Source organism: Leptospira fletcheri, assembly GCF_004769195.1.
Lineage (GTDB): Bacteria > Spirochaetota > Leptospiria > Leptospirales > Leptospiraceae > Leptospira_B > Leptospira_B fletcheri.
Genome location: NZ_RQET01000004.1, coordinates 441,476 through 457,124, shown reverse-complemented (window position 1 = coordinate 457,124; position 15,649 = coordinate 441,476). Strand labels below are relative to the sequence as shown.

The following is a 15,649-nucleotide window of genomic DNA, read 5'->3' as shown; positions in this document are numbered from 1 at the left end:
ACTTGGGCCATCACAAACCCAAGGCATCCAAAACTTTTTGTAAAGCTTCCAGATTAGGGTACGCAATGGACAACTTTCCTTTTCCGGAAGAAGAGTTGTGGGCAATGTCCACTTTCATGGAATATTTCTTTCGAAACTTGTTTTCCAATTCCACGATATCTACTTCCTTTCTCTTCGTTTTCTTTTTTTCTTTTACGGGAGCTTCATCCGTTAAGTGGGAAACGATTTCTTCTACTTGCCGGACTGTGAGTCCTTTTTCGGCGATCTGATACGCTAACTGTTCCGTTTTCTTTCTATCAGCGATGCCTAGTAAAGGGCGAGCATGGCCTTCCGAAATTCTACCATTCTTTACCAGATCCATTACGGAATCAGGAAGTTGAAGTAGACGGATCAGATTCGACACCGTGGCTCGATTCTTTCCCACCCGTGTCGCGACATCGGTTATTTTTAATCCAAGTCGATCGCATAAAGTTTTATAAGCCAGGGCTTCTTCAATCGGATTCAGATTTTCTCTCTGGATATTCTCGATCAGGGCCATCTCTAAAGCCTGGTTTTCACTAGCTTTCTTTACGATCGCCGGAATTTTCATAAACCCCGCAAGTTTGCAGGCTCTATACCTTCTTTCACCCGAGATGATCTCGTAACCGGAACCCGTATCCTTTACCACGATCGGTTGGATTACTCCGTGAGCTTTGATCGTCTCGGACAATTCCTTTAAGGATTCTTCGGTGAAAGTTCTACGTGGTTGGTCCGGATTCGGACGAATTTCCGAAAGTCGAATTTCTCTGAGAGCTCCTTCTCCGCCTGCTTCGCGGAAGGATTTTTCCTCCGCGACCGGGATTAGGTTTCCTAGTCCTCTACCTAGAGCTTTCGGTTTTGCACTCATGGATTAGTTTTTCCCCGCGACTTCCAATGCGAGATTGCGATAACTTTGGGCACCGACTCCTTCCGGATCGTAAGATAAGATGGATTTTCCGAAAGAAGGAGCTTCGGACAGTTTGATATTCCGAGGTATGACTGTGGTATAAACTTTATCCTTAAAATATGCCTTAACGTCTTCCGCTACTTGTTGGGCGAGATTCGTCCGTTTGTCATACATGGTCAGAAGTACTCCTTCCAATTCCAAAGAAGGATTCAATTTCCCCTGAACCAAAGAAATAATCTTCATCAACTGGGTCAGTCCTTCCAAAGCGAAATACTCCGTTTGTAAGGTGATCATCACACTGTCGGCGGCAGACAATGCATTGATCGTCAGTACTCCTAATGAGGGAGGACAATCGATCAGTATATAATCGAATTCGGTTCTCAAGGACCCGATCGCATTTTTGAGCCGATATTCCCGGTTTTCTTCCGCGAGAAGGTCTGCCTCCGCTCCGGAAAGATTGATGTTGGAAGGAACGATATGCAGGTTCTCTATTTCCGTTTTATGGATACACTCGTTGGCGGAACATTCTCCGATGAGTAATTCGTAGGAAGTCTTGGGAATGGTATTGATTTCAAGACCTAGACCCGAACCTGAGTTTCCTTGCGGATCGAAATCGACGATCAAAACCTTCTTTCCGATGGCCGCCAAATTTGCGGCGAGATTGATCGATGTGGTAGTTTTTCCTACTCCTCCTTTTTGGTTACTAATCGATACGATCTTTCCCATGTTCCACCTTACTCTCCTTTACCAGGATTTTCCAAGCTCTAGGGATACCTTGCCTTGTCGATTCTACCTTTTTCAAGAATTTAATATGTCGCATCCCTAAAAATCGAAGAGAGGGGAGTTCTATCGTTTTCGTGAGTTGAAAACCGGTGGGTTCTAAAATTCTCTTTATAAGATTCTTATCAAATTCGTCTTTCCCTAAGAATGGGACATAAGTCCCGCTCTTCTTTACCCATTTGCTCAAGACTTCGGCGCTCCAAGGAAAGGGAATAAACCCTCGGGAAACTGCCAAATCCCAGTCGCTTTTACCCTCCTCCGCCCTTGCGAAAACGCACTCTACCCCATCGATGTTCTGTTCCTTTAAGAAGTTTTCGGTCAAAGCCAACTTTCTACGCTGCGAGTCCAAAAGCACCAATACGGGTCTTTCTTTTTGAATGAGGCATCGGAAAAAAAAGCCGGGTAACCCGGGACCGGTTCCGGCATCTCCCACCTTCATTTTGTTAAGCGAACCAAGTTCCTTTCGTATCGCATAAATATGATAAACCGATTCCAACACATGACGATCTAGAATTTCGTCCGCGTCTCTTTTGGAAAAGAAGCCTCCGATTTCGTTTTTTTCCTCTAAAAATGCGATAAACCTAGCCACCAAATCCCAATCGAACAGATCTAATATTTCCCCGCTCTCGCTCGGGAATCTATAACGGATCGCCGAGCATATCCCGGAAGCGTCATGGGAAAAATTCTCAGAGTATTCCACGAATCAATGTTTCTCCTTTGCAACGTAATTGTATTCGACTACCGTCCTAAAAAGGATTTGGATCCCTGTCTTGAGTTGTGTAACAGTCATACTTTCATTCTTGCCGTGTATTCCGTCGATTTCATCCGATGTAAGTAAGGCGGGAATCAGACCGTAACATTTCAAACCGATCGCTCTCATGTAAGAACTATCCGTAGTACCCGGAGATAAAAACGGAGCCGTGACCGAACCAGGTTCGACGGACATCGCTACTCCCGCAAGTATCCGAAACAACGGACTGTCCATCGGCGAAATCGTGCCGGGTTCCAGATGTCTAGCGCTCACTTCTACGTTGTATTTTTCCCCTAAGGTTTTAATCTCTTGAAAGATTTTTTTCTCATCCTGTCCCGGAAGAATTCTGATATCTACGGAACCCGTAGTTTCCGATGTGATCACATTTATTCCCGCTTGATGACTATCGATGCCGGTGATACTTACCGTGTTCCTAGTCATCGCGCGTAAATGTCTGTTGGACTGAATCACTCCTTTTAGGATTAAAAATAAGAGCGGATTTCTGGATCGCTTGAGAACAAATGAATTCGGAAACGGGCTTAAGTCTCCAATAGAAAAGAAGAAGGCCGCCGCCTCTTCTCCAATCATAGTTTTATCCCCTAGCTTTTGTAGTTCTTCCAAAAAATCCACCATCGATTTCGCTGCATACTTCAACGGGGGAGTACTACCGTGTCCGGGATCCGCCTTCGTTTTTAAGTCCAACCACACGGCTCCCTTTTCGGCGTGTTGAATATTGAATATCTTAGATCCTTTGATTGCAATATCCCGTGTCCCGGTACCTCCTTCGTTCAATACGTATTCATATCCGTTGAACAGTTCTCTATGTTCCTTAATAAGAAATCTCGCTCCGTGTAAAGACCTGCTTTCTTCATCCGCTAGAGCTAAGAACATCAAATTGTTGGTTAAGGGAATTTTCTTTTCATGCACTAGGAAAAACGCATACAATTGCATGATTCCTAGACCTTTTACGTCCACCGCTCCACGGCCATAAATCCTTTCCCCGTTTCTTATTCCTGCAAACGGAGGTTCCGTCCATTCCTTCGGATCTGCTTCGACCACATCGATATGGTTCGTGAGAATCAGACCGCCCTTTGTTCGGTCTTTGCCTTTGATCTCGGCAACCAAAGAGGCTCGGTCCGCCTTGCCCGGAAATTCGATGACTCGGGACGCAATGCCTCGCTTATCCAAGATTGATTTCAAAAAAAGGGCTCCTTCCTTTTCTCTACCCCTTACGGTCGCAATACGTATATAGGATTGAAGATCTTTTGCGGCTTGCTCACTTAATGCCCCGTAATCTATGTTCGGAACTTCCGGCGCTCTAGGAGGAACCGGATGAGTGCCTCGTTCCGTGATCAAAATGGTATATAAGAGAAAAATTCCCAGTGAGCCGAGAATCCCGAACCCGATTTTTCTTAGGGACATAGTAACTTTCCTTTAATGATTGTTGGGAGATCTTACGCTTTTTGTTTTCAGTCTTGCAGTCCGTCTAAAACGAAGGAAAGCTTTAAAGTTCGCGACGAAAGTTAGCCCGATCATGCGCATCGGCAAGGACAATTCGGGTTTCGTCGCAACGAAGGATTTTATGACTTCAAAACCGTCTCAACCTTTTTGGGGAAAAGCCGATGGTCTAACTAGAGGATAATATTCATGCTCCGCTCCGGAATTTGTTTCATCACGCTGTTATTTGCTTCATCCCTGTACTCCTTTACCCCGGGAAAATGGTCTCACACGGATCGCTTCGTCATCGGTTCTGAGAAAGGGGGTCCCGCCCAAGAAGTCGTCAAGAATGCCGAAGGCAAAATCATTTATACGGCGAGATATTCGTACGACGAGTCCGGCAAATTACTTCGTGAAGATTATATTACTCAAGAAGGTAAGTCGGATGGATTCACCAAATTTACCTACAAGGATAAGAAAATTCAAAAAGAGGAACTCTTCGACAAAGACGGAAAGAACGTAGAAACGAAAACCTTCCTCTATGATAAAAGCGGAGTTCTTTCTTCCGTGGAACTCTTCGATCAAAACTCCAAATTAATATTAAAATGCACGATCCTATCTTGGGGGGAAAACGGACTCGTAAAAGACGGACAAACCGACTGGGCCGACTCCAAGGAAATCGAACGTTTTTCCGTGGTTAAAGACACGAACAAACCGGGACTTTATCAGCAAAATATATACAATGAAGATAAGCAACAAGTAGCATCGACGGTTCTCACTTTCGATTCCCGAGGAAAGCTCGTAAGTCGCATGAACGTTCAAGGAAACTTGGAGCGCTTGAATAGGATGGTCTGGGACGACAAAAATCGTCTACAGCAATTCACGTTTCTGGTTAAGCAAGGAGACAAATGGGCCCTCGAAAAAACACACGAGCTGATGTATCGCTGATCTTTTTTAAGACTTACGATCCGGATTTTATTCCAATCAACTCGCCCGCGCATTCATCGTGGGCGTTTTATTTTCATAACTGCAACTGAAAGAATGAGTTCCCTGTGCTTCGTTTCATGTGAAACGTTTTGTCCTGGATTTCCAGATCCAAATCCTATCGTTCCACGTGAAACAAAAGGTCGACAAAACCTATAGAAGTGCCAGTCGAGCTTAGTGAAAGATTTCCTGTCGGACTTTTAAACAGGATTCGGTCTTTTTCCCTTAATGTAAAAAAGCAACATATCGATATCGCTCGGATCGACACCGGAAATCTGAGAGGCCTTTTCAAGATTTAAAGGACGGTGCTTACTGAGTTTTTGAATCGCTTCTTTTTTGATTCCCGGAACTTGCTCGTATTCGATATCTTCCGGGATCGCGATTTTCATAAACCGATTCTTCCATTCGATCGTTTCCTGTTCCCGTTTGATATAACCCTCGTATTTTACTTCCATCTCTATCACCTTCTTGTCTTGGGCAGAGAGAAATTCGGAATCAGGAACCATAAAGGAGATATCTTCGAAAACTATCTCGGGACGTTTTAAAAAAGAGTCCAATTTAGATCCATACTTGAACCCCTGGATCGACTTCCGCTGCAATAAAGATTCGAATTGCGGAGTCGGCTTCAAAGGTATGGATTGTATTTTTCCCTTCGTTTCATGAATGCGCGAATATTTCTCACGCATCTTCCCGTACGTTCCTTCATCGACTAGTCCCATTCTAAACGCATATTGCATCAATCTTTGATCGGCATTGTCTTGTCTAAGTAGCAGCCTATGTTCCGCTCTGGAAGTGAACATCCTATATGGATCTTCTACTCCCTTGTGTACTAAGTCATCGACCAAAACTCCGATATAAGATTCGTTTCTAGAAAACAAAATCGGATCCTCGCCTCGTAAAGAAGCGAGCACACTGTAAGCCGCAACTAAGCCTTGGGCTGCCGCTTCTTCGTAACCGGTCGTGCCGTTGATCTGACCTGCATGATACAATCCGCGGATCTTTTTGGTTTCAAGAGTAGGCTTTAGTTCCGTCGGATCCACATAATCATACTCGATCGCGTACCCCGGACGAAGAATTTCCGCTTCTTCCAAGCCTGCAATCGAACGGACTAACTTCCATTGGACTTCTTCCGGCAAACTAGTAGACACTCCGTTGAGATAGACTTCTTGAGTATCGTACCCTTCGGGTTCCAGAAAAACCTGATGCCTTTCTCGATCCGCAAATCGAACGATCTTGTCTTCGATGGAAGGACAGTAACGAGGGCCGGTAGATTTTATCTGGCCTGAATACATCGGAGATAGGTGGATATTTTCGCCGATCAGTCTGTGTGTATGCTCGTTGGTATAAGTGATATAACAGGGAATTTGTCTTCTCGTAATCTTATCCGTGCTAAAAGAAAAAGGAGAAGGATCGGAGTCCCCTTCTTGCACGGTCATCGGGGAGAGATCCACCGAGTTCATATGGATCCTTGGAGGAGTTCCCGTTTTCAATCTTCCTAATTTCAACTCATACTTAGCTAGAGAGAGGGAGAGACCTTTGACGGTCGGCTCGCCGAACCGCCCATTTTCTTTTTGATACGTTCCTATATGAACGATCGAGGAAAGAAACGTGCCCGTAGTAAGAATAATGTGATTCGAATAAATCTCGAAGCCTCTGCCGGTTCTTACTCCTTGGATACGATCGTCCTCGATGAGCAAGTCTTCCACAGTGTCTTGCCGAATGGAAAGATTGCGGATAGATTCCAGAGTGTGCTTCACCTTGAGTTGGTATTCCTTCTTTTCCGCCTGGGCACGCGGCGCCCACACACTCGGACCTTTAGAAGTATTCAGCATTTTGAATTGTATTCCGGTCGCATCTATGACCTTACCCATGAGTCCGCCTAGGGCATCGACTTCCCGAACCATATGTCCTTTGGCAATTCCACCGATCGCCGGGTTGCAGGACATTTGTCCGATCGTGTCCAAGTTCATGGTGATAAGTAAAGTCTTGGCGCCTCCTCGCGATGCGACATAGGCCGCTTCGGCCCCTGCATGACCCGCCCCAACGACGATGCAATCGAACAGATTCGGAAAGAAGGAAGTTTTCATATATCCTTTTAGACTCATTCCCCGAGTCCTACCCACGTTACCGGTGGATTAGTCGACAGCTAAACCGGGGAAAAGAATCATGTAATCATTAATCTCCTTTCAGGTTCCTTGTACATGCCCGAATCCATCAAGAAACTCTCTTATTTCGAGGGGAAAATCGTCCCCGAAAACGAAGCTAACATTAATATTAAAACCCATGCTCTCCAATACGGAACTACGGTTTTCGGAGGAATCAGAGGTTACTACGACGAAACTTCGGACGATATCTATGTTTTTAGATTGTTAGATCATTATCGAAGGCTCGTGAATTCCACAAGAATCATGCAGTTGAAATGCGACAAGACCCCGGAGCAACTGCGCGACATCACTCTGGACTTGCTGAAGCAATCCGGATATAAAAGGAACGTATACCTGCGACCTTTCGTTTACACTTCCGCGCTACAACTATCTCCTCGCTTCCATGATGTGCCCACGGAAATTGCGATTTATATTTTGGAGTTGGACGACTATCTGGATACGAAAAAAGGACTTACCACTATGGTTTCAAGCTGGAGAAGATTCGATGATACCGTCATCCCGACTCTTTCCAAAGTTTCCGGAGGCTACGTTAACTCCGCGCTCGCGAAATCGGAGGCGGTACAAAACGGATACGACGAGGCGATCTTTTTGGACGGAAGAGGTTTCGTGAGCGAAGGCTCGGCCGAAAATATCTTTTTAGTCAGAGAAGGAAAAATCCTGACACCTTCCTTATCTTCTTCTCTTTTAGAAGGAATCACGAGAAGATCCGTCCTTCAGATCGCAAAAGATCTGGGATACGAAATCATAGAGCGGGACATCACAAGAAGTGAACTCTATATTGCGGACGAAATATTTTTTTCCGGCACGGGTGTCCAAATTGCTTGGGTAAGTCAGGTAGATCGGCGAACGGTTGGATCCGGAAAAATGGGCCCGATCACTCAAAAACTCCAAACCACTTTTTTCGACCTAGTAAAAGGAAAGATTCCCGATTACAAACACTGGTTGACTCCCGTTTACGCATAGCGTTCCAATCTAGATATGAGCATCGGCTTTCAGCTGGAGGAAATTCGAGGTCAGGAGAAGGCCCTCGTCTTTCTAAAAAAATACGCGAATCAGCCGAACCGAATCCCACCCTTACTGATCTTTCACGGACCGGAAGGTACTGGTAAGGAATCCTCGGCGGAAAGATTCATCAGGCATTCACTTTGTCTTGAAGGGAACTCTTGCGGAGTTTGCGCTTCCTGCAAGGCCTTCATGCATCATTCTCATCCGGATATCGTATGGTTTCCGCCGGATAAAAATAAACAGATCTCCATCGGGAACGAAGAAAATCCCGAAGAATTTACGATACGTTGGCTGATTCGAACTAGGCTTTATTATAAACCGCATATATCGAAATTGAGATTCATCGTAATACCCGAGGCCGGTATGATCGGGAACGAAGCGGAGACTGCTCTTTTAAAAAGTCTCGAGGAAGCACCTGCTTTTACTAGGTTTATTTTCTTAGTGGATTCTCTCGAATCCTTGAAAGAGACAATCGTAAGTAGAGGTGTCTGCATTCCTTTCGGATACCTGCCCCAAAAAGTCGTCCAAGAATTGCATCGCAAAGACGAAAAAGAATATTTCACTTTCCAAGGGGGCAGTATGAAAACTTTCGATTGTCCCAAAGAAGCATTGGATTTAATCATTTCTAAAGTGCGGGACAAAGTTTTCACGCCCTTGCATATATTGCATCTCGAAGAATGGATTATCGATTACAAGGATGATCATCCCGAGTGGAAAGAAGGATTTTCCTTTAAGGATTTGTTGGATTTAGTCGGGCTCGTTCTATTGCAGGAATTCTCAAAGACGCAAGTGGAAGAAAATTTTCCAAAACTAGATGCGATTTTTCGATTCAAAAAAGAACTTCATGAAAGAATTCACGGCCAGGAAAACATCATTCTATCCAAACTTATGCATGAGCTGAGTCTTTTCAGTGCAAAATAATTCCCAAGATGAAGTTATTAAGAACTTCTTTCTGTTATATTCGTTTAACATTCGTTAGGTTTTACTACTCGAATCTTTGCTATATAAAAAAGTGACATAATTTTTTATCTATCGCCAATCCCATTCGTTTTTACTAAGCTTTCTTGTGCGATTTCCGAATTTTCATTTGTAGGCGACCCTCATCGGAAAAATAGTGTATTCTCGTCGGAAGGTATTTTCTTTCTCCGACTTCTCCTATTTTATATTCCGGCGTATCCAACTTTTAAAAAGAAAACGACCGGGGATCGCGAATCTAAAACCCAAGGAAGGAGTGTTTTGCTTGGACCCAAGCTGGAAGCGTATACTAGACGAAGTTTCTAAAGAAATTCCGCCTACTTATTTCGATAAATTCATTTATACGCTCCAGTTAGATAGCTTGAGCGATCAAAAATGCATCCTGATCGCGCCGTCTTCGAATATCAAAACACACGTAGAAAAGAAATATCAGATTTATATAGAAGATGCGATTTTTAAAACGATAGGCACACGGATTCCCGTCGAACTCGTTTTGGAATCTTCCGGAATTCTAAAGACCGTTCTAAACGAAAATTTCCGCGGAGGTTCCTATTCTTTTAATCCCGATTATAGTTTTGAAAACTTCGTGGTGGGAAATTCGAATCGTCTTGCTTACAGTGCAGCCATCGACTGTGTACGCAACCCCGCCGAAATCAATCCGTTGTATCTGTTCGGCAAAGTGGGAGTGGGTAAGACTCACCTTCTCCACGCAATCGGTTCCGAAATCTTAAAAAAAGATCCTTGGAAAACGGCTTACTACGTAGATATAAAAACCTTCATGAGCGAATTCTTATTCGCACTACAATCTCGCGAAGCCATCGAATCCTTCAAAATCAAGTACCAGTCGTACAATTGTCTTCTTATAGACGATATCCAACTTTTGAATACGGGCGCGGAAAAAACCCAGGAAGAATTCTTTACGATTTTTAATTTTCTTTTCGAAAGGAAAAGGCAGATCGTAATCGCATCCGATCGACCTAGTTCCGAATTGCCGATCCAAGATCGATTGAAATCCAGATTCGTAACCGGAGTTCAAGCGGATATCCAACCTCCCGATCGTGAAATTCGAATCCGAATTTTGGAAAGGCAGGGCAGTATTTTAAATTTAGGCCTTTCTACCGAAGCAATAGAATTGATCGCTGATCTGATCCAAGAAGATACGAGAACCCTTTTGGGCGCTTTAAACGATTTGGCTTTACACAAACGTGCCTTTTCCCATTTATTTTTTACCGCTTCGATGATCGAAGAAATCCTTAAGAACAGAATTTTCAGAAAGAAAAACCTTCAGTTAAGCCAGGACAAAGTCATCGAATACGTTTCTTCCTTATATAATCTGGATCCTAGAGAAATTATGGGCAAGAGTCGTAAAAAGGAACTTATCATTCCAAGGCATCTCTGCATGTTCATTCTCCACAAATGCTACCGGATGAACAAAAGTCAGATCGGTCGAATTTTTGGGGGCGAGCATACGACTGTAATCCATGCCGTTCGTAAAATCGAATCTTTGATGAAAGAGGATAAGAATTTCTCCAGTAAGGTAGAAGAAATTCTAATGCGCTTCCAATTCCAATGAATTCCCTACTAAGAATGTGTAGAGAAATAGAGAAAGAACTGTAAATAAACTATAAATAAAGTCTCAGTTATATGTTCTTAAACTATTAATAAGACATAAAAACAAATTACTGTCCCTTATATTCAAAAAAATCCCCTTTATTATCACAGAGAATTCGGAGTTTTTTCCAACCTCTGGAAATTGTTCTTTTCAAGATAAATGCGACATATTTCCTTATTCTCTAAAGCTACATAGTTTTTTTACATATTAACAAGTACAACTACAGAAACAATATAAATAGAAGTACCTTTATATAAAGCGAATGCATTTAAAAGGGAGTAAGTAAATTGAAGATCAAAGTAAATACATCCGAATTTTTAAAATCGATACACGCAGTCGAAGGAGTGATTTCCGCCAGGGAAATCCGTTCTATATTATCAAATCTTAAACTTGAAGCTGAAGGATCTACCGTTTCCATCTCCGCAACCGATTTGGAAATTTCGATAAAGACTTCTTTGAATGCGGAAGTTCAACAGCAAGGAATCGTCTCTCTTCCGGCAAAGCAGTTATCCAGTATTTTTAAAACCATTCATTTCGAGGAAACGTCTCTTACCAAAGAAGAAAGTGATTCCGATTCGAGCGTGACTTATATTACTGACGCCACCCAAAAGAACGATTATAAGACCAAGTTGAACGGGATGGATGCGGACGAAATCAAAACGATCCCGAAAGTGGATGGGGCTTTGGTATCGGAATTTCCCACTGCTTTATTGGGAGAAATGATACGCAAAACCGGATATGCTATCGCCCATGAAGACCAACGTTATATCTTTAACGGTTTGTATATGGTTCCGAAACAGGACAGATTGATCTTTGCGGTTACCGATGGAAGGAGACTTTGTAAGATAGAAAGAAATCTTCCTTCTCCTTTGATGTTCAAGGATCCGGTTATCATTCCCGCAAAAGCGATACGGGAAATTTCCAAAATGATTACTACTGCCGAAACCGGCAAGATCGGAATTGTGGACAATCAGATATACGTTACCGCAAATCAGGCAGAACTACTCTGTAAATTGATAGAAGGCAATTTTCCGAATTACGAACAAGTCATTCCTAAAAGTTCCAAATTTTCCGCGTCCATTCCTAAGGAGAATTTTCAAATCTATCTTAGACAGGCTCTCATCGCCGCCGAGGAACCGACTCGACAGATACGTCTTACTTTTTCCAAGGATAATCTGAACTTTTATGCGCAAACGCAAGGCGTAAACGAAGTCAGCATAAATATGCCTATAGAATATTCCGGAGAAGAAATCACCGTCGCTTTTAAAGGGGAATATCTGTCCGACGTCTTTAAATCCATCGATGACAATGAATTTAGGATAGAATTCAGCGATTCAAGTTCGCCGGTAGTGTTCAAAGATCCGTCGGATCCGGACTTTATTTCCGTGATTATGCCGATGAAGATATAAAACGGCTAGGCGATGTTTTTACGAAGCCTTAGGCTTCTGAATTTCAGGAACCATGAAAACATTAACCTTGAATTCGATTCGAGGTTGGTTTTTTTCGTGGGTGAAAATGGAGAAGGAAAGACGAACCTTCTCGAGGCGATCGCTCTACTTTCCTGGTTGAAAAGTTTTCGGGAATCAGAAGACGGAAATTTGGTGCGCTGGGAAGCCGACGGTTTTTATTTAAAAGCGGAAGTGGAATCCGGTCCGAAAACCGACTTTATAGAAATCGGATATTCCAAAAGACCTACCGTAAGAAGAAAGCTAAAATACAATCAGGAAGAAATCAAAAAGAGATCCGATTTGATCGGAAAATTCATAACCGTTTTGATGACGCCTCTCGATCTGCAAATCGCCGAAGGTGGACCGTCGGAACGGAGAAGATTTATAGACGGTCTTCTTTCCTCCATCGACAGGGATTATCTCAACGATCTGATCGATTACAATAAGATATTAAAACACAGAAACGCTTTGTTAAAATCCGGATCGAAAGATGAAGGGCTTTATTCGATCTGGGATTCGAGGTTGGTAGAAAAAGGGATATCCGTTCACGAAAAAAGATACGAATTGATAAACGACTTCGACGGAATTTATCGGCAAAATTTGATAAAGCTCAGTGGCGGTAAGGACGAACTTTTTCTCAAATATAAACCTAGCTTTTCCGATCCGGACGATTTTAAGACCCGGCTGCAAAGAAATTTTTCAAGGGATCAAAGATTAGGGTACACATCCGTAGGTGTGCATAGGGACGATATTTTTATCGGCATAGATGATAAAGACATCACGGAGTTTGCATCTCAGGGACAAAAACGGAGTACGGTCATTTCTCTGAAGGCTGCTTCCTTTGAATACTACCGCAAAACGTTGAATATCACACCGGTTCTGCTGATTGATGACGTCATACGGGAACTAGATGTTAAGAGAAGGGAATATTTCGTAGAATTAGTCCTGAACGCGGGACAAGCGTTCTTCACGACGACGGATTTGGAAGGGATCTCGGAATACGTAGGCAGACTTGCCCATGAAAAACAGATTTTTTCGGTAGATAAGGGAATCGTCCATGCCTGCGACAAAAGGACCTGAAGAACCCGAAAAAATAGAAATAAGCGATTTAAAGGACTTACTTGAAGATTTGGGTTGGTCCGAAGAAAATATCCATTCTCAAATTTTGCTTAGAACGATTGCCCAAAGATGGTCAGATATTGTAGGTCCGATTTTTTCCTTGGAATCGGAGCCTCATTCTATTTCGGGCGATACTTTGATCATAATAGTTTCCCATACTGCCTATAAACAGGAACTGTTCTTTCTGAAGCAAAGGATAATATCGTATTCGAAACGATTGTTAGGAAAGGGAGTATTGAGATCGATCCAGGTTCGGATCGGGAATTTATCCCAAAAAGGAAAAAGAAAGACTCTCACTGAGGCCCCTAAGACCGGATTGGTAGGAAAAGATGACTTGCTTAAAATCCTGGAAAAAGAGACGGATCCGATCGCAAAAAAGCGTCTTCTGGAACTGATAGAATACCTTTAATCGAACCAAGATGGAATTGAAAGAACTCTATTCTTTCCTTATATCAGAACGAATTTCCTTGCCTCCCTAGCGTTTTCGAGAAAACTATTCCTAGATCCTGGAGGACCCTGTGAGCCAATCAGACAATAGTTACAGCGCCGGTCAGATAAAGATTTTAGAAGGTCTGGAAGCTGTTCGAAAACGGCCGGGAATGTACATAGGTACGCAAGACGAAAGTGGACTCCATAAAATGGTCTATGAAGTCGTCGATAACTCCGTTGACGAAGCAATGGCTGGCCATTGTACCGATATTATCATTTCGATTCTCCCCGATAACATCATAGAAGTTCGAGACAACGGCCGGGGAATTCCTACTGCGATTCACCCGGACAAAAATATCTCCACGATCGAAGTGGTTATGACTATCCTTCATGCAGGCGGAAAATTCGAAAACGACGCGTACAAGGTCTCCGGAGGGCTTCATGGGGTCGGGGTGAGCGTCGTAAATGCTCTTTCCGAGTGGCTTGAAGTGGAGGTCTACCAACAAGGGAAAGTGCACTATCAAAAGTATGCGAAAGGAGTTCCACAAGGGCCCGTGTCCGTACAGGGGGATTCCCAAGATAGGGGAACTTTGGTTCGGTTCAAACCGGATTCCTCCATTTTTACGACCACCGAATTCCAATTCGATGTGTTAACCACGCGTTTTCGAGAGCTGGCCTTTCTGAATAAAGGCCTGAAACTGATCGTTAAAGATAATAGGAAACCGGAGCCGGAAATTCACGAGTTTCTGTTCGACGGTGGGATCGTTTCTTTCGTGGAATATCTGAACGAGAACAAACACCCTCTCCACAAGACGATCCATTTCGAGAGAAATAAGGACGATGTCGTTGCGGAAATTGCGATCCAATATTCGGACACTTATTCCGAAAATATTTTCTGTTTTACGAATAATATAAACAACAATCTCGGCGGAACCCATTTGGAAGGGTTTCGGGCCGCATTAACTAGAACATTAAACGACTATCTTAAAAAAGAGCAGCAACTTTCCAAGAAGCAACCCAGCGGACTTTCAGGAGACGATTTAAAAGAAGGATTGACTGCTGTTATTTCCGTAAAGATTCCCCAGCCGCAATTCAATTCACAGACCAAAGAGAAACTTGTGAATGCCGAAATAAAAGGAATCATGCAAACGTTGACGGGCGAAGGTCTGTCTTTGTTCTTCGAGGAGAATCCTTCGGTTACTAAAAAAATTCTGGAAAAATGCATTCTCGCGGCCAAAGCAAGAGAAGCCGCGCGCAAAGCTCGGGATCTGACCCGAAGAAAAACCGTACTGGAAGGCGGAGGACTTCCCGGAAAGCTCGCGGACTGTTCGGAAAAAGATCCTGCCGCTTCCGAATTGTATATCGTCGAGGGGGACTCCGCCGGAGGTTCCGCTAAACAGGGAAGAGACAGGAATTACCAGGCCATCCTTCCTTTGAAAGGTAAGATTTTGAACGTGGAAAAATCGCGTTTGGATAAGATCTTAGGAAACGAAGAAATTCGGACTTTAGTTTCAGCCTTGGGTACCGGTATCGGCGAAGACGAATTCAACGTGGATAAAATTAGATACCATAAGATTTTCATTATGACCGACGCCGACATCGACGGTTCGCATATACGGACCCTCTTGTTGACGTTCTTTTTCCGATATATGAAATCGGTGATCGAAAAAGGATATTTATACGTGGCCCAACCGCCTCTATATCTGATCAGACACGGAAAAAATTCCACATACCTGTATTCCGATAAGGAAAAAGAGGAATACTTGAAAACGATCGGTTCCGAGAAAGCCGTCATCCAAAGATACAAAGGACTCGGGGAAATGAATCCGGAACAACTGTGGGAGACTACTATGGATCCTGAGAGACGAGTTGTCTTGAAGGTCAAACTCGACGATTATGTCGAAGCGGAAGACACCTTTAATATTCTTATGGGCGACGAGGTTGTTCCTCGGCGCAGGTTCATCGAGGTAAATGCGGCAAAAGTCGCAAACCTGGACCTCTGAAAGATAGAAAGACGGG

Annotated in this window: 13 protein-coding genes; 8 read left to right on the top strand and 5 right to left on the bottom strand. The window is 43.4% G+C overall.

Annotation, left to right across the window (positions count from 1 at the left end):
* Positions 1-10: 10 nt before the first annotated feature.
* Genes EHO60_RS05520 through EHO60_RS05505 form a run of 4 tightly spaced genes read right to left on the bottom strand, consistent with a single transcriptional unit; the run spans position 11 to position 3,878 of the window.
* Positions 11-886, bottom strand: a complete 876-nt coding sequence (locus tag EHO60_RS05520) for a ParB/RepB/Spo0J family partition protein (RefSeq protein WP_135767156.1) — start codon at positions 884-886, stop codon at positions 11-13.
* Between the two features lie 3 nt (positions 887-889).
* Positions 890-1,651 (bottom strand): ParA family protein, encoded by a 762-nt coding sequence (locus EHO60_RS05515; protein WP_135767155.1) that lies wholly within the window; start codon positions 1,649-1,651, stop codon positions 890-892.
* Entirely contained in the window at positions 1,629-2,405 is a 777-nt protein-coding gene (locus EHO60_RS05510) for an RsmG family class I SAM-dependent methyltransferase (RefSeq protein ID WP_246028150.1), read from the bottom strand. Before EHO60_RS05510 ends, EHO60_RS05515 begins: the two co-directional genes overlap by 23 nt.
* A gap of 3 nt (positions 2,406-2,408) precedes the next feature.
* Positions 2,409-3,878 carry a M20/M25/M40 family metallo-hydrolase gene (locus tag EHO60_RS05505; protein ID WP_135767154.1) on the bottom strand — a complete coding sequence of 490 codons (1,470 nt, stop codon included), beginning with the start codon at positions 3,876-3,878 and terminating at the stop codon, positions 2,409-2,411.
* A 225-nt stretch (positions 3,879-4,103) separates the two neighbouring features.
* Between EHO60_RS05505 and EHO60_RS05500 the strand changes: the two genes are divergently transcribed.
* On the top strand, positions 4,104-4,841 hold the full coding sequence (locus EHO60_RS05500; RefSeq protein ID WP_135767153.1) for a hypothetical protein: 738 nt from the start codon (positions 4,104-4,106) through the stop codon (positions 4,839-4,841).
* 236 nt (positions 4,842-5,077) lie between these two features.
* Here the strand turns inward: EHO60_RS05500 and mnmG are convergent, their stop codons facing one another.
* Positions 5,078-6,964: a tRNA uridine-5-carboxymethylaminomethyl(34) synthesis enzyme MnmG gene (gene mnmG, locus EHO60_RS05495; RefSeq protein ID WP_135767152.1), complete on the bottom strand. Its 1,887-nt coding sequence runs from the start codon at positions 6,962-6,964 to the stop codon at positions 5,078-5,080.
* Positions 6,965-7,078: 114 nt separating this feature from the next.
* Here mnmG and EHO60_RS05490 point away from each other — a divergent pair, with 114 nt between their 5' ends.
* From EHO60_RS05490 to gyrB, 7 genes are all read left to right on the top strand, one after another.
* Positions 7,079-8,005 (top strand): branched-chain amino acid transaminase, encoded by a 927-nt coding sequence (locus EHO60_RS05490; protein ID WP_135767151.1) that lies wholly within the window; start codon positions 7,079-7,081, stop codon positions 8,003-8,005.
* 15 nt (positions 8,006-8,020) lie between these two features.
* Positions 8,021-8,968, top strand: coding sequence for a hypothetical protein (locus tag EHO60_RS05485; RefSeq protein ID WP_135767150.1), 948 nt, complete (start codon positions 8,021-8,023; stop codon positions 8,966-8,968).
* A gap of 319 nt (positions 8,969-9,287) precedes the next feature.
* Entirely contained in the window at positions 9,288-10,595 is a 1,308-nt protein-coding gene (gene dnaA / locus EHO60_RS05480) for a chromosomal replication initiator protein DnaA (RefSeq protein WP_135767149.1), read from the top strand.
* Between the two features lie 326 nt (positions 10,596-10,921).
* Positions 10,922-12,043, top strand: a complete 1,122-nt coding sequence (dnaN, locus tag EHO60_RS05475) for a DNA polymerase III subunit beta (protein ID WP_135767148.1) — start codon at positions 10,922-10,924, stop codon at positions 12,041-12,043.
* A gap of 12 nt (positions 12,044-12,055) precedes the next feature.
* Positions 12,056-13,162, top strand: a complete 1,107-nt coding sequence (gene recF, locus EHO60_RS05470; protein ID WP_135767147.1) for a DNA replication/repair protein RecF — start codon at positions 12,056-12,058, stop codon at positions 13,160-13,162.
* A complete protein-coding gene (locus EHO60_RS05465) occupies positions 13,140-13,610 on the top strand; it encodes a DciA family protein (protein WP_135767146.1) in 471 nt (156 codons plus the stop codon). The genes recF and EHO60_RS05465 overlap by 23 nt, the downstream gene beginning before the upstream one ends.
* A gap of 109 nt (positions 13,611-13,719) precedes the next feature.
* Positions 13,720-15,633, top strand: a complete 1,914-nt coding sequence (gene gyrB / locus EHO60_RS05460; RefSeq protein WP_135767145.1) for a DNA topoisomerase (ATP-hydrolyzing) subunit B — start codon at positions 13,720-13,722, stop codon at positions 15,631-15,633.
* The last annotated feature ends 16 nt before the right edge of the window (positions 15,634-15,649 follow it).

Coding starts and splice junctions, on each gene's coding strand:
- EHO60_RS05520 (WP_135767156.1), bottom strand. CDS start 886: ATGAGTGCAAAACCGAAAGCTCTAGGTAGAGGACTAGGAAACCTAATC.
- EHO60_RS05515 (WP_135767155.1), bottom strand. CDS start 1,651: ATGGGAAAGATCGTATCGATTAGTAACCAAAAAGGAGGAGTAGGAAAA.
- EHO60_RS05505 (WP_135767154.1), bottom strand. CDS start 3,878: ATGTCCCTAAGAAAAATCGGGTTCGGGATTCTCGGCTCACTGGGAATT.
- EHO60_RS05500 (WP_135767153.1), top strand. CDS start 4,104: ATGCTCCGCTCCGGAATTTGTTTCATCACGCTGTTATTTGCTTCATCC.
- mnmG (WP_135767152.1), bottom strand. CDS start 6,964: ATGAAAACTTCCTTCTTTCCGAATCTGTTCGATTGCATCGTCGTTGGG.
- EHO60_RS05490 (WP_135767151.1), top strand. CDS start 7,079: ATGCCCGAATCCATCAAGAAACTCTCTTATTTCGAGGGGAAAATCGTC.
- EHO60_RS05485 (WP_135767150.1), top strand. CDS start 8,021: ATGAGCATCGGCTTTCAGCTGGAGGAAATTCGAGGTCAGGAGAAGGCC.
- recF (WP_135767147.1), top strand. CDS start 12,056: ATGTTTTTACGAAGCCTTAGGCTTCTGAATTTCAGGAACCATGAAAAC.
- EHO60_RS05465 (WP_135767146.1), top strand. CDS start 13,140: ATGCCTGCGACAAAAGGACCTGAAGAACCCGAAAAAATAGAAATAAGC.